The organism is Acinetobacter sp. PK01 (assembly GCF_022819285.1).
Taxonomy (GTDB): Bacteria; Pseudomonadota; Gammaproteobacteria; order Pseudomonadales; family Moraxellaceae; genus Acinetobacter; species Acinetobacter tandoii.
The window spans coordinates 2,194,516-2,212,536 of sequence record NZ_CP094643.1 but is presented as its reverse complement, the minus strand read 5'-3'; the positions used below and the strand labels follow the sequence as shown (position 1 = coordinate 2,212,536).

17 protein-coding genes are annotated in these 18,021 nt (G+C 42.8%); 16 read left to right on the top strand and 1 reads right to left on the bottom strand.

The features are described 5' to 3' along the window. Positions 1-51: 51 nt before the first annotated feature. Positions 52-408: a hypothetical protein gene (locus MP622_RS10450; protein WP_104441043.1), complete on the bottom strand. Its 357-nt coding sequence runs from the start codon at positions 406-408 to the stop codon at positions 52-54. Positions 409-938: 530 nt separating this feature from the next. Here MP622_RS10450 and ndhC point away from each other — a divergent pair. From ndhC to MP622_RS10370, 16 genes are all read left to right on the top strand, one after another. Then, positions 939-1,487 carry an NADH-quinone oxidoreductase subunit A gene (ndhC, locus tag MP622_RS10445; RefSeq protein WP_016166028.1) on the top strand — a complete coding sequence of 183 codons (549 nt, stop codon included), beginning with the start codon at positions 939-941 and terminating at the stop codon, positions 1,485-1,487. A gap of 6 nt (positions 1,488-1,493) precedes the next feature. Then, positions 1,494-2,171, top strand: coding sequence for an NADH-quinone oxidoreductase subunit B (locus MP622_RS10440; RefSeq protein ID WP_016166027.1), 678 nt, complete (start codon positions 1,494-1,496; stop codon positions 2,169-2,171). A gap of 87 nt (positions 2,172-2,258) precedes the next feature. Beyond that, entirely contained in the window at positions 2,259-4,046 is a 1,788-nt protein-coding gene (gene nuoC / locus MP622_RS10435; protein WP_016166026.1) for an NADH-quinone oxidoreductase subunit C/D, read from the top strand. A gap of 13 nt (positions 4,047-4,059) precedes the next feature. After that, positions 4,060-4,569: an NADH-quinone oxidoreductase subunit NuoE gene (gene nuoE, locus MP622_RS10430; protein WP_016166025.1), complete on the top strand. Its 510-nt coding sequence runs from the start codon at positions 4,060-4,062 to the stop codon at positions 4,567-4,569. Continuing rightward, positions 4,566-5,897 carry an NADH-quinone oxidoreductase subunit NuoF gene (gene nuoF, locus MP622_RS10425; protein WP_016166024.1) on the top strand — a complete coding sequence of 444 codons (1,332 nt, stop codon included), beginning with the start codon at positions 4,566-4,568 and terminating at the stop codon, positions 5,895-5,897. Before nuoE ends, nuoF begins: the two co-directional genes overlap by 4 nt. A gap of 11 nt (positions 5,898-5,908) precedes the next feature. Continuing rightward, complete coding sequence (nuoG, locus tag MP622_RS10420) at positions 5,909-8,590, top strand: NADH-quinone oxidoreductase subunit NuoG (protein ID WP_243790865.1); 2,682 nt, start codon at positions 5,909-5,911, stop codon at positions 8,588-8,590. Positions 8,591-8,593: 3 nt separating this feature from the next. Beyond that, on the top strand, positions 8,594-9,610 hold the full coding sequence (gene nuoH / locus MP622_RS10415; RefSeq protein ID WP_243790863.1) for an NADH-quinone oxidoreductase subunit NuoH: 1,017 nt from the start codon (positions 8,594-8,596) through the stop codon (positions 9,608-9,610). An 18-nt stretch (positions 9,611-9,628) separates the two neighbouring features. After that, positions 9,629-10,171, top strand: a complete 543-nt coding sequence (nuoI, locus tag MP622_RS10410; protein ID WP_016166021.1) for an NADH-quinone oxidoreductase subunit NuoI — start codon at positions 9,629-9,631, stop codon at positions 10,169-10,171. Next, positions 10,171-10,689 carry an NADH-quinone oxidoreductase subunit J gene (nuoJ, locus tag MP622_RS10405; protein WP_171069570.1) on the top strand — a complete coding sequence of 173 codons (519 nt, stop codon included), beginning with the start codon at positions 10,171-10,173 and terminating at the stop codon, positions 10,687-10,689. The genes nuoI and nuoJ overlap by 1 nt, the downstream gene beginning before the upstream one ends. Continuing rightward, positions 10,689-10,997: an NADH-quinone oxidoreductase subunit NuoK gene (gene nuoK / locus MP622_RS10400; RefSeq protein ID WP_044740950.1), complete on the top strand. Its 309-nt coding sequence runs from the start codon at positions 10,689-10,691 to the stop codon at positions 10,995-10,997. Before nuoJ ends, nuoK begins: the two co-directional genes overlap by 1 nt. Next, positions 10,994-12,883, top strand: coding sequence for an NADH-quinone oxidoreductase subunit L (gene nuoL / locus MP622_RS10395; protein WP_243790861.1), 1,890 nt, complete (start codon positions 10,994-10,996; stop codon positions 12,881-12,883). The genes nuoK and nuoL overlap by 4 nt, the downstream gene beginning before the upstream one ends. A gap of 7 nt (positions 12,884-12,890) precedes the next feature. Beyond that, positions 12,891-14,498, top strand: coding sequence for an NADH-quinone oxidoreductase subunit M (gene nuoM, locus MP622_RS10390; protein ID WP_026441079.1), 1,608 nt, complete (start codon positions 12,891-12,893; stop codon positions 14,496-14,498). 3 nt (positions 14,499-14,501) lie between these two features. After that, positions 14,502-15,995 (top strand): NADH-quinone oxidoreductase subunit NuoN, encoded by a 1,494-nt coding sequence (gene nuoN, locus MP622_RS10385; RefSeq protein WP_243790859.1) that lies wholly within the window; start codon positions 14,502-14,504, stop codon positions 15,993-15,995. 121 nt (positions 15,996-16,116) lie between these two features. Beyond that, on the top strand, positions 16,117-16,752 hold the full coding sequence (gene upp / locus MP622_RS10380; protein ID WP_243790857.1) for a uracil phosphoribosyltransferase: 636 nt from the start codon (positions 16,117-16,119) through the stop codon (positions 16,750-16,752). An 85-nt stretch (positions 16,753-16,837) separates the two neighbouring features. Beyond that, complete coding sequence (locus tag MP622_RS10375; protein WP_243790855.1) at positions 16,838-17,131, top strand: cold shock domain-containing protein; 294 nt, start codon at positions 16,838-16,840, stop codon at positions 17,129-17,131. Between the two features lie 102 nt (positions 17,132-17,233). Beyond that, positions 17,234-17,989, top strand: a complete 756-nt coding sequence (locus tag MP622_RS10370; RefSeq protein ID WP_243790853.1) for a cold shock domain-containing protein — start codon at positions 17,234-17,236, stop codon at positions 17,987-17,989. Positions 17,990-18,021: the final 32 nt, after the last annotated feature.

Here is an 18,021-nt window from a genome sequence, read left to right as displayed (position 1 = left end):
TGCTCTTAAAGAGATTTAACTGGGCTTTTATCTACTTGTGTTTATAGTGTTTTAATCCAAAATGCTGGCGTCTGGTTCAATAATTTGTTTACCGTTCTTGAGACTTTCTAATGCTTCTTGATTGAAATCGATTAATAACGAATTGTTTACAGTATCAATAGAGTGACCTGTAATTAATTTTTGGTCTCCGTTTAATGTTTCCACTTTATAGTCATCTACTATGTTGAATATTCCGTCTAAATTGGTCGTAGTTGAAGCGCGATCCTGACGGAATAACTCATAGACGTCACGTAGATCAAATATCGCATTGTTTGCATCAGGATGCTTTGTAATATAGTTTTCAATATGACGAATGAGCAGTTGTGCAAACAAGTAATAATTTGGTTTATGAGTGAATTCTAAATTCATATGGTTGCTCCTTATTATTTGTTTTACATGATGATATAGGAATACCATAATCATGATCTTTGCGTAATTTTAGTCGTGTAGCAGTGTTGTAAATAAAAAAAGAATTTGTTTAAAAGTGGTTCCGTCATCTTGGTAGTTTTTACTCCAAATTTATAAAACACCTAGAGTGTGATATTGGATTATTTCTGAATTACCAGTACTGTCAAAATTTGCTGTCTGGCTCGACAAATAAAGGATTTAAGCAATTCAGCTTTGCACAGAAATCCACATTAAATGAAAGCCATGTTGAAAAAAATGATGGAATTTTATTTTTTTATTCAATAAAGCGATAGTGGGGTGGGTTTCAGTGTTTTATGCGTAGAAATATAGAAAAAAGCTCAAAAAATCATCCAAAAGACTAAGACCTATAAACTAGCAAGTGAAATCATAAATCAGGTACAATTGGCGGGATTAATTTTGTGTTTGGTGTATTTGAAGGCCAATACATACATTCTTTGTTAATAAATAGGCCTGCCAGGAGTTATCCCCGCATGAGTGCCATTACTCCATACGAATGGGCAATTATTGCCTTCGTGATCGGCGTTACATTTCTTTGTGCTTTTATGCTCACAGTTCCATTACTCCTTGGGGGTAAGTCATGGGGCCGTGCTAAACAAGAGCAGTTTGAGTCAGGCGTAGTGGGTGCAGGTGGTGCACGTATTCGCTTGTCTGCAAAGTTCTATTTGGTTGCTATTTTCTTCGTGGTTTTTGACTTAGAAGCGCTTTATCTTTACGCATGGTCTACTTCTGTACGTGAAGTGGGCTGGTTTGGTTTTACAACTGTTGTAATTTTTGTGGTCGATTTATTGATTGCATTGGTTTATGCAGTTTCAGTGGGTGCGTTGAATTGGGCACCTACAGACCGTCGTAAAGCTGCTGGTAAAGTGATTAAAGTTGGCTCTCCAAATATGAATATTGCTGACATTACACGTTTTAACTCTATTGAAGAATTGGTAACAGACCCTACGGGTCATATCCCAGCTCAATCATCTGGTCGCGTGAAAGCAAAATCACCGACTGTCTCATCTGATAAGGAGTAACTCGGGATGAAATATACCTTAACCCGTGCGAATCCGAATGCTGATCAATATCCACTTCAGGAGCGTCAGATCGTTACCGATCCGCTTGAAGAAGAAGTGAATAAGAATGTGTTCATGACTCGTTTAGAAGACGTGTTACACACAGCAGTAAACTGGGGACGTAAGAACTCAGTTTGGCCGTTTAACTTTGGTACATCTTGCTGTTACGTAGAGTATGCAACGACCTTAACTGGCGTGCATGACTTATCACGTTTTGGTGCTGAGGTAATTCGTGCTTCACCACGTCAGGCAGATTTGATGATTGTGGCAGGCACATGCTTTGTTAAGATGGCGCCTGTTATTCAGCGCTTGTACGAGCAAATGTTAGAGCCTAAATGGGTAATTTCAATGGGTGCTTGTGCAAACTCAGGTGGTATGTATGACATCTACTCTGTAGTGCAAGGTGTCGATAAAATTATTCCTGTCGATGTGTACATCCCAGGTTGTCCACCACGTCCAGAAGCATTAATCCAAGCATTAATGTTGTTACAGGACCAAATTCAATTAGAGCGTCGTCCGCTATCTGCCGTGATTGGTGATGATCTTCAGCCAGTATATAAGCCAAAGATGATGCCAGAACGCGATCGTAAGAATGCACAGCGTATTGCGGTGAAAAACTTACGCTCTATGGATGAAATTAAATAATTTTAACGATGAATGTTTGATGCACCCGAGATGGGTGTAATTGTCGTTAAGGTTGACTGAATTTGTATTAAATAGGAAGCCAAGCCAATGGCTGAAACTGACATTGCTATGCCAGAATCAACAGCAGTTGATTCACGCCCAGCATTTGCAATCATAGAAGAACTTAAAACCAAATTTGGTGAGAACTTCTATGTGCAAACGACTCGTGAAGATTTTCCAACGGTCTGGGTTGAGCGCGCACGCGTACAAGAAGTTTTAATGTTCTTGCGTACAGTGTCACGTCCTTACGTGATGCTGTTTGACTTGTCTGCGGTAGATGAACGTTTACGTACTCACCGTGACGGTTTGCCTGCGTCTGACTTTACAGTGTTCTATCACTTATTGTCATTAGAGCGCAATACGGATATTCGTATTAAAGTTGCATTAAATGAGAGTGATCTCAATATTCCAACTGCAACCAATATCTGGCCAAATGCAAACTGGTACGAGCGTGAAGCTTACGATATGTTCGGCATTAATTTCGAAGGGCATCCAATGCTCCGTCGTATTTTGTTGCCAACCTATTGGGAAGGTCATCCGCTACGCAAGGAATACTCTGCACGTGCTACGGAATATACACCGTACATGCAGAACCAAGCGAAACAAGACTTCGAGCAAGAGCACTTGCGTTTTGTCCCTGAAGATTGGGGCTTAAAACGTGGGAATGCAGACGAAGACTTCATGTTCCTGAACTTAGGTCCTAACCATCCATCTGCGCACGGTGCGTTCCGTGTCATCTTGCAGTTGGATGGTGAAGAAGTAAAAGACTGTGTGCCTGATATCGGTTATCACCACCGTGGTGTGGAAAAGATGGCTGAACGTCAAACTTGGCATTCATTCATCCCGTATACAGACCGTGTTGACTACTTAGGTGGTTGTGCGCAAAACATGCCATACGTGATGGGTGTTGAGCAGCTTGCGGGCATTCAAGTGCCTGATCGTGCGCAATGTATCCGTGTCATGATGTCTGAGTTGTTCCGTATCAATAACCACTTGTTATATATCGGTACTGCAATTCAGGATGCGGGCGGTATGACCCCTGTATTCTATATGTTCGCTGACCGTCAAAAAATCTATGACGCAATTGAAGCGATCACAGGTTACCGTATGCACCCAGCATGGTTCCGTATCGGTGGTACGGCACATGATCTTCCAAACAACTGGCAGCACCTGATTCGTGAAATCCTTGAGTGGATGCCGAAACGTTTGAAGGAATACCATACAGCAGCACTTAAAAACTCTGTATTTGAAGGTCGTACACGTAATGTTGCGCAATACGATGCAAAATCTGCATTGGCTTGGGGTGTAACAGGTACAGGTCTTCGTGCAACTGGTATCGACTTTGACGTTCGTAAATACCGTCCGTACAGTGGTTATGAAAACTATGACTTCGAAGTGCCAGTAGAGTACGAAGGCGACGCATATGCGCGTGTTATCGTTCACTACCGTGAAATCGAACAGTCATTGAAAATCATCAAACAGTGCTTGGATAACATGCCATCTGGTCCATATAAAGCGGATCACCCATTGGCTGTTCCACCACCAAAAGACAAGACTTTACAAGATATTGAAACCTTGATTACGCACTTCTTAAGCGTATCTTGGGGTCCTGTAATGCCTGCTGGTGAAGCCTCTGTGATGGCTGAAGTGGTGAAAGGTGCAAGTAACTACTACTTGACTTCTGACAAGTCGACCATGAGTTACCGTACCCGTATTCGTACACCAACTTTCACCCATTTACAGCAAATGCCTTCAGTGATTAACGGCAGTCTTGTATCTGACTTGATCATTTATTTAGCGACAATTGACGTCGTAATGGCTGACGTGGATCGCTAAGGGATAACGCATTATGATGATTTTGACTGATAAAAAGCCACGTGTGAATGTTGAAGGAATTTTGACTGCGGAAGAAATTCACGATATCGAACATCACATTGATCACTATCCGTACCCACGTGCAGCCTGCCTTGACGCGCTGAAGTGTGTACAACGCCGTAATGGTTGGGTAGATGATGCGCAAATGAATGCGATTGCTCAAATGCTTAGCATGAGCGTTGCAGATCTTGAAGGTGTTGCAACATTCTATAACCGTATTTACCGTCAACCAGTAGGTCGTCACGTAATTTTGCTTTGTGACTCGATTGCTTGCTTCTTGATGGGCGCGGAAACATTGGCTGAGGCATTCCAGCGTGAGTTGGGTATTCAGTTTGGTCAAACGACTGCAGACGGTCGTTTTACTTTGTTACCAATTTGTTGCCTAGGCAACTGTGACAAGGGTCCAACACTGATGATTGATGAAGACACACACGGTCTAGTTGAAGTGACTTCAGTGAAACAGTTATTGGAGAAGTATGTATGAATACCGAACCAAAACCAATTTATGGCGACGGTAACCCAGAAACTCATCCATTAACTTGGCGTTTGAGTAAACAAGAGTTTGTTCGTAGTGCAGATGACTATGAAGCGCTTGAAGGTTATGCGGGCTTTAAAAAAGCATTAACCATGCCGCCAAAAGATGTGCTTGAAGTTATTAAAGCTGCAACCGTTAAAGGTCGTGGTGGCGCGGGCTTCCCAGCAGGGATCAAATGGTCACTGATGGCACCAAATGACAACTCAGGTCCACGTTACCTGATTTGTAATGCCGATGAAATGGAACCAGGTACCTTTAAAGACCGTTTGTTGATGGAAAAACTTCCTCATCAATTGATCGAAGGGATGTTGATTGCGGGTTATACCCTTGAAGCAACGCATGGTTATATCTTCATCCGTGGTGAATACATTGAAGCTGCTCAATACTTAAATGAAGCATTAGAGCAAATCCGTGCCAAAGGTTACTTGGGTGAAAACATCCTTGGAACTGGCTGGAACTTCGAAATGCATGTGCATACCGGTGCGGGTCGTTATATCTGCGGTGAAGAAACTGCATTGATTAACTCGCTTGAAGGTCGTCGTGCCAACCCACGAACTAAACCGCCATTCCCGCAAGTTGCAGGTGCTTGGGGTCGTCCTACGATTGTCAACAACGTAGAGACTTACAACAACTTACCAGCAATCATGCTGCGTGGTCCTGAATGGTATATCAACCTTTCTGCTGGTAAATCGAAAGATCCAGGCACCAAAATTTATGGTGCATCAGGTAAGGTTAAATTCCCTGGTTTATGGGAACTTCCATTTGGTACGACTGCACGTGAAGTGATCGAAGAGCATGCGGGTGGTATGCGTGATGGTCTTAAGTTAAAAGCTTGGTTACCAGGTGGTGCATCTACAGACTTCTTGGCTGCTGAACACATTGACCTTCCTATGGATGCGGAGAGCATCATGAAAGCAGGTTCACGTTTAGGTACATGCTTGTTGATGGTGGTTGATGAAACTCAATGTATGGTTTCTGCTACACGTAACTTAGAAGAATTCTTTGCACGTGAGTCATGTGGTTTCTGTACGCCTTGTCGTGATGGTTTACCTTGGGCGGTTAAAGCGCTTAAAGCATTGGAAGATGGCACGGGTAAGAAAGAAGATATCGATCACTTACAAGAACTGACGCGTAAGTTGTGGATTGGTAAAACTTTCTGTGCACATGCTCCAGGTGCAATGGAACCGTTAATGGGCGCACTTAAATATTTCCGTAGCGAGTTTGAAGCCAAGGTAGTAGATGCTGCCGCTCGAACTAGCAACGTAGAACAAGCTTAAGGAATTCGACTATGGCTACAATTCATGTCGATGGAAAATCGTATGAAGTCAACGGCTCTGAAAACTTGCTGCAAGCATGTTTAAGCCTTGGCATCGACATCCCATATTTTTGTTGGCATCCATCCTTAGGTTCTGTCGGTTCATGCCGTCAATGTGCTGTGACTCAATACGCGAATCCAGAAGATACGCGTGGTCGTTTGGTCATGTCATGTATGACACCTGCATCTGACAATACCTACATTTCGATTGAAGACAAAGAAGCGAAAGACTTCCGTGCGTCAATTGTTGAGTTTTTGATGACGAACCATCCACACGACTGTCCAGTCTGTGAAGAAGGTGGTCACTGTCATCTACAGGATATGACTGTAATGACTCAACATGACCGTCGTCGTTACCGTTTCACCAAGCGTACGCATTACAACCAAGAATTAGGTTCGTTTATTGCGCACGAGATGAACCGTTGTATCGCATGTTACCGTTGTGTTCGTTACTACAAAGACTATGCTGGCGGTACGGACTTCGGCGTTTATGCAAATGCATCACGCGTTTACTTTGGTCGTCCAGAATCAGGAACTTTAGAATCTGAATTCTCAGGTAACTTGACTGAAGTTTGTCCTACAGGTGTATTCACCGATAAGACTCATTCTGAACGTTACAACCGTAAATGGGATATGCAGTATGCGCCAAGCGTATGCCAAGGCTGTTCTTCAGGCTGTAACATTTCACCAGGTGAGCGTTATGGTGAATTACGTCGTGTAGAAAACCGTTTCAACGGTGAAGTAAACCAATACTTCTTGTGTGACAAAGGTCGTTTCGGTACGGGTTATGTAAACCGTGCAGATCGTCCACGTCAACCACAATTCCGTGATGGTGCTGAAGCAACTGTTGTTTCTGTAGATCAAGCATTAGATACCGTGATTGCAAATATCCAAGGCAAAAAAGTCTTAGGTATTGGTTCTCCACGTGCATCGCTCGAATCGAACTACGCACTTCGCGAATTAGTAGGTCAAGACAACTATTCAACGGGTATGTCTCAAAAAGAGCAAAATCTAGTTGAATTAGCTGCATCAATCATGCAAACCGAGGGTGTTTACAACCCGAACATGCGTGAAATTGAAAGCTATGACGCGGTGTTAATCTTAGGTGAAGATTTAACACAAACTGCACCTCGTATGGCATTGTCTGTTCGTCAAGCAGCGAAAAACAAAGCTAAAGAAATGGCCGCAGAACGTCGTACCCAAGATTGGTTGGCTGAACCTGTACAACGTATTGCACAAGATGCAAAATCTCCAATTTATATTTTGGCTGCAACTCAAACACGTTTAGCGGACGTTGCGACAGGTGAGGTAGTTGCTTCTCCAAATGATATCGCACGTTTAGGTTTTGCGATTGCAGCGGCAGTGAAAGGCGATGCAATTCTTGGTTTAGCGGATGATGCAAAAGCATTTGCACAAACAATTGCAGATACTTTAAAAGCAGCGAAGAAACCTTTAGTGATTTCGGGTACAAGCTTACAAGATCCTGCAATCATGGAAGCTGCTGCACAAGTTGCTCAAAACTTGGGTAATGCTGGCTTAACCTTGACTGTTCCAGAAGTGAACTCAATGGGCTTGGCAATCTTAGGTGGTCAAAGCTTGGAGCAAGCATTTGCACAAGATTATGACACTGTGATTGTGGTTGAAAACGATCTTTACCGTCGTTTACCTACAGCTCAGGTCGATGCAGCACTTGACAAAGCAAAAGATGTGATTGTGCTTGATCACTCTGAAACTGAAACTGTGAAGAAAGCTTCGATTGTACTTTCTGCTGCAAGCTTCGCTGAAGGTGATGGTACTGTTGTTTCGCAAGAAGGCCGTGCACAACGTTTCTACCAAGTGTATGACCCTAGTTACTACAAACCTGAATATGCAATCAAAGAATCTTGGCGTTGGTTACATGCCATTGAAACTGGCTTAAAAGGCAAAGCAATTTCTTGGACATTGCTTGATGATGTGATTGAAACTGTTGCGAAGAATGTTCCAGCATTACAAGCAATTGAAGATGTTGCACCAGATGCTGGTTTCCGTGTTCATGGTTTGAAAATCGCACGTGAACCACGTCGTTATTCAGGTCGTACTGCAATTCGTGCACCGTTATCGATTCACGAGCCAAAACAACCGACTGACATTGACTCTGCATTAACATTCTCTATGGAAGGTTATGTGGGGACTCAAACACCGTCAGCACTTGTGCCATTTGCGTGGTCAGCAGGTTGGAACTCTCCACAAGCATGGAATAAATTCCAAGACAATGTGGGTGGTCATTTAAAAGGTGGTGATTCGGGTGTTCGTTTATTCGATCGTTTACCGAAACGTCCAGCACGTACTTATGTTGCACCTTCAGCAGTTGTTGTTAACCCTGAAAGCTTCCGTCTAGTGCCGATGCATCATATTTTTGCTTCTGGTGAATTCACGGTGAAAACACCTGCTATGCAGTCTCGTATTCCTGAAGCAATGTTTGCTGTGGGTGAACAAGATGCAGCACGTTTGAATGTTCAAAATGGACAACAAATTACGGTGAAAGCAGGCGAAACGAGCATTAGCCTGCCAGTTCAAGTCATTGAATATTTACCAGCAGGCTATATCGGTTATCCAATTGGTCTTGCACCGACTGTTTCTTTAGCAGAACCAGTTTCAGTCGCGGTAGGAGTGTAATTCATGAATCAAGAAATTATACGTCAAACACCGCTCTGGGCTGAAAACTGGCCAATTGCGTACTCTGTTATTCAAGCCGTTGTCATTTTATTGGTGGTGGTTTTGATTGCAGCATTGATGTCATTTGTCGAGCGTCGTTTGCTCGGCTTATGGCAAGACCGTTACGGTCCAAACCGTGTTGGTCCTGGCGGTATGTTCCAGATTGTTGCCGACATGTTGAAAATCATGTTTAAGGAAGACTGGACACCAAAATTCGCCGACAAGTTAACCTTCCGTTTAGCGCCAGCAGTTGCGATGGCAACTGCTGTACTGTCGTTCATGGTGATTCCTGTTAGCCCATATTTGGGTGTGGCAGACATGAGCATTGGCTTATTGTTCTTTATGGCAATGGCTGGTATTGCAGTTTATGCAGTGTTATTTGGTGGTTGGGCTTCAAATAACAAATATGCATTACTAGGCGGTCTGCGTTCAGCTGCGCAAACAATTTCATACGAAGTATTCTTGGGTATTTCACTTATGGGTGTAGTCGCAATTGCAGGCTCATTCAACATGCGTGAAATTGTAGAAGCACAACGTGATGTTTGGTTTGTTATTCCTCAATTCTTAGGCTTCATGATCTTCGTGGTTGCAGGTGTTGCGGTAACTCACCGTCATCCATTTGACCAACCAGAAGCAGAACAAGAATTGGCTGAAGGTTACCACGTCGAATATGGCGGTATGAAATGGGGGATGTTCTTCGTTGCGGAATACGTCAACGTCGTTTTAATCTCTGCACTTATCGTGACTTTATTTTTCGGTGGTTGGTTAGCGCCATTCAACCTTGAGATTTCGTTCATTCCACCAGCATTCTGGTTCATTATCAAAACAGCATTCTTCGTAATGATGTTTGTATTGGCGCGTGGTTCATTAATGCGTCCACGTTATGACCAAGTGATGAACTTTGGTTGGAAAATTTGCTTGCCATTGGCATTGGTCAACTTACTTGTGACTGGTGCTGTGATTCTGATGAATCAGGCCTAAGACAGCAGGGAGAACAAAATGTTTAAGTTTCTAGCTGGAGTTGGGTCAATTGTACGTTCATTGTGGATGGTATTCAGCCACGTGACACGTAAACGTGACACGATTTTATATCCAGAAGTACCAGCTGAAGAAATCGTACCACCACGTTTCCGTGGTCGTATTGTATTAACGCGTGATCCAGATGGTGAAGAGCGTTGTGTGGCATGTAACTTATGTGCTGTTGCATGTCCAGTTGGCTGTATTTCACTACAAAAAGCTGAAAAAGAAGATGGTCGTTGGTATCCAGAATTCTTCCGTATTAACTTCTCGCGTTGTATTTTCTGCGGGATGTGTGAAGAAGCGTGTCCAACCACTGCAATTCAGATGACACCTGATTTCGAATTAAGTGAGTACGTTCGTCAAGACCTAGTTTATGAGAAAGAAAACTTACTCATTTCAGGTCCTGGTAAATATCCAGACTACAACTTCTATCGTGTTACAGGTATGGCTGTAACAGGTAAAGAAAAAGGTCAGGCGCAACGTGAAAGCGCACCTGTTGATGTACGGAGTCTATTACCATGATGTGGCCGTTTTATTTGATGGCACTCGTGGCCATCGTTTCTACGGTTCGTGTTGTTACTAACGCGAACCCTGTACATGCGTTACTTAGCTTGATCGTGTCTTTGCTTGCTGTTGCAGGGATGTTCATGATTGTGGGGGCACCATTTGCTGGTGCACTGGAAATTATCGTCTATGCTGGTGCGATCATGGTGTTATTCGTGTTCGTGGTGATGATGCTGAACCTTGGTCAACATACAGTTGATCAAGAACGCAAATGGTTAACATCATCGGCATGGGCATATCCAGCACTTATGAGCTTCCTAATGGGCTTGATTCTAGTTTGGATGTTAGGTTCAGACTACACTACAGCAGGCCCTGTGATGGGTACTGAAATCGTAGGTCCGAAAGCCGTTGGTCAAGCACTCTTTACTCACTACTTATTATTGGTAGAAGTTGCCGCGATGTTATTGCTTGCAGCACTGGTTGCAGCATTCCACTTAGGTAAACGTGAGCCAAGTGCAGAAGAGGACAAAGAATAATGGGCAACATCCCTTTAGAACATGGTTTGATCGTTGCGACCATTCTTTTTGCACTGGGTTTTTACGGTGTAATGGTTCGACGCAACCTATTATTTATGTTAATGAGCCTTGAAATTATGATGAATGCTGCTGCGTTGGCATTCGTTTTGGCGGGTAGCGCATGGGCACAACCAGATGGGCAAGTCATGTTCATTCTGATTTTGACCCTTGCTGCAGCAGAGGCTTGTATCGGTCTTGCGATCGTCCTTCAGTTTTATCATCGCTTCCATCATTTGGATGTGGATGCTGCTAGTGAGATGCGCGGATGAGTTATTTATATTTAACAGTTTTATTCCCGCTAATCGGTTTTGTCTTATTAGCGGCGGGGCGCCAGAATTTACCTGAGAAAGTTGCAGCGATTATTGGCGTTGGGTCTGTAGGTCTATCTGCTTTATTTGCCCTTATTGCGGGGATGGATTTCGTTAACAATGGTTCTGCGCCACAAGTACAACACTTGTGGACTTGGTTCCAAGTTGGTGATTTCGCACCAGGCATTAGCTTGCACCTAGATGGCTTATCATTATTGATGATGGGCATGATTACAGGTGTAGGTTTCCTGATTCATATTTTTGCGTCATGGTACATGCGTGGTGAAGAAGACTTTGCACGTTTCTTCTCTTACTTCAACCTGTTCGTTGCAAGCATGTTGTTGCTGGTTCTTGGCGATAACTTGGCATTGTTATTCTTAGGTTGGGAAGGTGTAGGTCTGTGCTCGTACTTGCTGATTGGTTACTACTACCAAAACCCAGAAAACGGTTTTGCTGCAATCAAAGCATTTACGGTTACACGTGTTGGTGATGTGTTCTTACTGATTGCATTGTTCTTAATCTACCAACAGTTCGGTACATTAAACATTGCGGAAGTGGTTGCTGCGGCACCTACAGTATTAACGCAAGGTTCATCGATGGCCATCTGGACAGCATTGATGTTGTTCCTAGGTGCTGCAGGTAAATCTGCACAGATTCCACTGCAAACATGGTTGGCAGATGCGATGGCTGGTCCTACACCAGTATCTGCATTGATCCACGCAGCGACAATGGTAACTGCGGGTGTATATCTCTGCTGCCGTATGTTCACTGTATTTGAAATGGCACCTCAAGTGATGATGTTCATTTCGATTACGGGTGCTGTGACTTTATTGGTGGCTGGTTTTGCTGCATTGGTTCAAACCGATATCAAACGTATCTTGGCTTACTCAACCATGAGTCAGTTGGGTTATATGTTTATGGCTGTCGGTGCTGAAGCATACCAAGCGGGTCTGTTCCATATGCTGACTCACGCATTCTTTAAGGCATTATTATTCTTGTCTTCTGGTGCGGTGATCTTGGCTTACCATCACGAACAAAACATTTTCAAAATGGGCGGTTTGTTCTACAAGAATAAATTCCTGTTTGCTTGCTTTGCGATTGGTGGCGGTGCGTTGGCTGCAATTCCATTCATCACGGTTGGCTTCTTCTCGAAAGATGCGATCTTGGGTGCAGTATGGATGAAAGGTCAGGCGGTTGCATTATATGACTGCTTGTACTGGACAGGTGTTGCAGGTGCTTTCTTAACTTCAATCTATACATTCCGTTTAATCTGGGTTGTATTCTTTGGTAAAGAAAATACGCCATATCACGAAATCAAAGGCGTGACTTACTGGGGTCCTTTGGCAATTTTAGCAACGCTTTCAACTTTCGTTGGTGCAGCACTTAAAGCACCTGTAGAAAGCATTTTGAATGCTGCAAAAATTCCAGCAGTGATTATTCCAGAAGCGATGGAAGCAGGTGTGCACGGTGCGGAACATATTGCCGTGGGTATCGCGCTTGCTGGTCTTGTGATTGGTGTAATCTTATTTGCTTTTGCTTACGGTGCAGTGAAAAGTTTTGCGAAAACTTCATTGGGTGCAGGTTTGGCGAATATTTGCCGCAATGCACTCGGTTTCGATACCTTGTATGACCTGATTTTCGTAAAACCATATTTACTGATTGCTAAGATTTGTGGTCGTGACCCAATTGATGGTTTATGGCTGGTATTACCTGCAATTGTGAAAGCTGGTAACGGCTTTACAAGCTCTCGTCAAACAGGTTCATTGCGTGAATACGCATCGAGCATGTCACTGGGCATTGTGGTTCTACTGATGATCTTAGTCGTGATTCAGGTAGTGGGGAAATAAGATGGAAATCACAAACAACATGGTTTTGCCCGCGCTGATCCTCGTACCGTTCATTGCAGGTTTTTTATGTTGGTTGGTCGATAAGCTCGACCAACAACTACCACGCTATATTGCGCTTGTAGGTATGCTCGTTACTTTGGGCTTAACGGTCGCTTTATGGCAAACGGGTACTTACAGCTATGAATTGGGTGCAAAAGTCCCAACATGGTCTGCAGAGTTTTTCTTGCCGTGGATTCAAACCCTCGGCATCAATATCCATTTAGCAGTTGATGGTTTATCATTATTAATGGTGGGCTTAACTGCGCTGTTGGGTATTTTGGCAGTTGGTTGTTCTTGGGGTGAGATTCAAAAGAACGTAGGCTTCTTCCATTTGAACCTGTTATGGTCATTGGGCGGCGTCATCGGTGTATTCATTTCGATTGATATGTTCTTGTTCTTCTTCTTCTGGGAGATGATGCTCGTTCCAATCTACTTCTTGATTGCACTTTGGGGACATCGTGGTGCAGATGGTAAATCACGTGTTTACGCTGCAACCAAGTTCTTCATCTATACGCAAGTTGCTGGTTTAATCATGCTCATCGGTATTCTAGGCCTAGTGGTTTATGGATACATGATGACAGGTATGATTGGCTTTGATTACAACTACTTGTTAGGTGTAGCGAATACGCTTGATGCACAGCTTCCTGCGGTAGCTTATGCCTTCATGTTGTGTTTGTTTGTGGGTTTTGCAGTAAAACTTCCTGTATTCCCATTACACGGCTGGTTACCAGATGCACATGCGCAAGCACCTACAGCAGGTTCTGTAGACTTAGCGGGTATCTTGATTAAGACAGCAGCATACGGTTTACTTCGTTTCGTTATTCCGTTCTTCCCAGCGGCTTCTGCACAGTTTGCAGACATCGCAATCATCATGGGTCTAATTGGTATTTTCTACGGTGCTTGGTGTGCTTTCCAGCAAACCGATATGAAGCGTCTGTTGGCTTATACTTCAATTTCACACATGGGCTTCATCTTACTTGCATTGTATGCAGGTAACATTTTGACCTTCCAAGGTCTGATGATCATGATGTTGGCGCATGGTTTATCTTCTGCTGCACTGTTCATTATGTGTGGTCAGGTTTATGAGCGCTTACATACACGTGACATGCGTTTAATGGGCGGTATTCGTGGTCAATTCCAATACCTTTCATTCTTCCTCATGTTCTTCGTGGCGGCGTTAGTGGGTATTCCTGGTTTAGGTAACTTCATTGGTGAGTTCCTGATCTTGATGGGTTCTTATGCCAAGTTCCCAGTATTCACGATTTTGGCTGCAATCAGCTTAGTATTCGCTGGGCTTTATGGTCTAATTTTGATTCACAAAGCTCTATTTGGTACACCAAATGAAGCACAAAAAGAGCATTATGCAAGTCCACTGAAAGATTTGAATGCGCGTGAAGTTGGTATTCTATTAATTTGTGCATTTGGTCTGCTTTGGCTTGGTCTCTACCCACAAACCTTCCTTGATATTTCAAATTCAAGCATGGCGTGGTTAGCAAACAGCTACATTCCAGTTCAAGAAGTCGTTGACGTTGTGCATCAAGCATCTGTTCAACTCGAAAATGTGGAGATGCAATAAGCCATGAACTTCACAATGTCTTTTTCTGAGCTTATGCCATTAGCTCCTGTAATGATCGTGGCGTTGACTGCGATCGTTGTGATGATTCTCACTTCGATTAAACGTAATCATAATTTAATCGCAACAGCTTCTGTGGTCGGCTTAAACCTTGCTGCGGCAAATATTTTATTGAACATGTTTGGTGGGCAATTTGCGCCATCAAACGTGATGGGTATGTTCATGGTGGATCCGTTCACCATGCTCTACCAATTGGTGATCTTGGTTGCATCGCTAGCATGTTGTACTTTGTCACATGCTTATATTGAAACTTATAAAGATAACCGTGAAGAACTGTATATCTTGATGCTGTGCTCGGTAGCGGGTGCAATGTTAATGGTAGCAAGTTCGCACTATGCGTCTTTCTTCATTAGCTTAGAGTTAATGTCGATTCCTGTTTACGGTATGTTGGCTTATACGCATCAGCGTGCAAACTCATTAGAAGCAGGTATTAAATACTTGGTTCTTTCTGCAACAGCTTCGGCAATGTTGCTGATGGGTATGGCGTACATTTATGCTTATACAGGTTCATTGTCTTTCTACGAATCTTTCCAAGCATTAATGCAAAATATTCGTCAACCAATGGTACTCCTTGGTTTAGCGCTGATTATTTTTGCAGTGGGCTTTAAGCTTTCATTGGCACCATTCCACAAATGGACGCCTGATGTTTACGCAGGTGCGCCAGCTCCGATTGCGACTTTCCTTGCAACTGCTGCAAAAGTTGCGACGATTGGTTTATTTGTACGTTACTTACTAACTTCTGGCGCAATTTTGGTTGAATCGTTAGTTACGATCATTAGTATTATTGCTGTGCTTTCGATTTTAGTGGGTAACTTCTTGGCAGTACGTCAAGTGAACTTGAAACGTATTCTGGGTTATTCATCGATTGCACACTTTGGTTATTTGTTGATTGGTTTAATCAGCATGACTTATGCAAGCTTGGGCAACGTATCAGTTTACGTGATCACTTATGTATTAACGACAATTGGTGCGTTCGGTGCAGTTGCATTAATGTCTAGCCCTTACAACAACGTTGATGAAGCAGAAAGTCTGGCTGATTACCGTGGTTTATTCTGGCGCCGTCCAGTGTTAACAGCGACATTAACAGTGATGATGTTGTCTTTAGCGGGTATTCCGTTAACAGCAGGCTTCATTGGTAAGTTCTTGGTGGTGATGGCCGCAGTAACAACCCAACACTGGTTCTTGGCTGCGATGATTGTGGTAGGTTCAGGTATCGGCTTGTACTACTACCTCCGTGTAATGGTTGTGATGTACATGACTCCACCAGATACGCCACGTATTGATGCTGTTGATCATTGGGGTCAAAAAGTGGGTGGTATTATGGTATTACTCGCAGCACTTGCAGTATTGGTTATTGGTATCTATCCAGATCCAATTATCAAAATGGCTTTACAAGCTGAGATTTTATCTCCATTGCATTTCATGTTAACGCGTCAATAATTGAAAAATTATTGTGTTAATTAAAAAGCCTCCGCCAGTCGGAGGCTTTTTTTCTTATAAGATTTATAAAAAACATTTATAATAAGATGAATTATATTTAGATCTTTTTAGGTGTACTCCCGTGGCTATTCATGAAATTCGTCATCCTCTGATTCGACATAAACTTGGTTTATTGCGTCGTGCTGATATTAGTACAAAGAATTTCCGTGAATTGGCACAGGAAGTGACCATGTTACTGACTTATGAAGCAACCAAAGATTTACCAGTAGTGGACCATGAAATTGATGGTTGGGCGGGTAAAGTCACAACACAACGTATTGCGGGTAAAAAAATTACGGTTGTACCAATTTTACGTGCAGGGATTGGCATGTTGGATGGTTTCTTAAACCTGATTCCAAGTGCGAAAGTTTCAGTATTGGGTTTAGAGCGTGATGAAGAAACTTTAGAAGCGCGTACTTACTATAAAAAATTGGTTCCAGATGTTCAAAACCGTATTGCAATGATCATTGACCCAATGTTGGCAACGGGGTCTTCACTGGTCGCGGCCATTGATGTATTGAAAGCCAGCGGTTGTAAAGATATTCGTGTCATGGTTTTGGTTGCAGCACCTGAAGGTATTAAAAAGGTGGAAACTGCGCACCCAGATGTGACGATTTTTACCGCTTCTGTCGATGACGGTTTGAATGCACAAGGCTATATCGTGCCTGGTTTAGGTGATGCTGGTGACAAAATCTTTGGCTCAGTGCAAAAAGATTAATAGTGTTATGGCTGAAAATGGGGGGCTGTAACAGCCTCTTTTTTATATACTGTATCCAGCATGTTGGCAGAATAGGTGGAAATGAATGAAATCTGAATTTCAACAAGGGAAAATTACCCAATACAACACAGATAAAGGCTATGGTTTTATTACGACGCCTGAGCAAGATATTTTCTTTCATATCTCTGATTTTCCGCTTGCAGATGGTGAGCCGAAACGCAATGAGCGTGTGAAATTTTTAGTCGTCGAGAATGGCAACAAATTCAAAGCAATTAAAATTGAACGTGTAGCAGACAATTCTGCCAAAGCGATAAAGTCTAAAGTGTCGACACACAATAAATCGATTACTTCAGCTTTATTGTCAAACTTTAGACGTTGATCACGAACTAATAGAATTATTTTTTTTGAATTTTAAAAAGAGGCTTTAGGGTCTCTTTTTTATTGATTAGAATAGAAAAAATAAAAAAGTTTAGGGCGAATTATGTTTCTTGAGGGGAAGATCAAGCACTACAATTCTACACGTGGTTTTGGTTTTATTCAGGTTGAGGATGAGCCGAAAGACATCTTTTTCCACATTAAAGATTTCCCAAGTTGGCACATTAAGCCCAATGAGGGAGAGTTGCTCAAGTTTCGCGTAACCGAGGAGCAAGGAAAATTTAAGGCATCTGATATTGTACGCTTAAATTTAAAGCCAGAAGATCAACCGCTTCTTGAGCAGCATAGTTTCAATTACAGATCAATACCGCCCGCAGAGAAAATTGTTCTGCCAAGAAAATCTGTATCACGTTTAAAATACATGGTTTTATTCGTTCTGATTGTCATTGCTGGATTAGGTTTTGTCGCCTATCAAAAAGTGCAGGATCATCGCGTAGCCAAACAATTAAAAGCAGAACAACTCATTAAAGAACAAAAGCGAATTGTGGAGCAACAGCGAGAAGCATTGGGTCATTTACCTGATCGAATTCTCTCGGTTCAGGGACGCAAAAACTTAGATACAGTTGGATATGCGGTGAATATGCAACAGAGGAATATAAGTGTATCGCCCCAATCTGAAGCTTCAAAATTAGCTATTGTACAAAAAAATGAGCCGATTGCTGATTTTAAATGTGATGGACGCACACACTGTAGTCAGATGCGATCTTATGATGAAGCCGTATTTTTCATAAGAAATTGCCCAAATACACAAATGGATGGCAATCATGATGGTGAGCCATGTGAGAAGCAGTTTAGAAGATAAATTCTGAAATAAAAAATGCTCCTGTCTAGGAG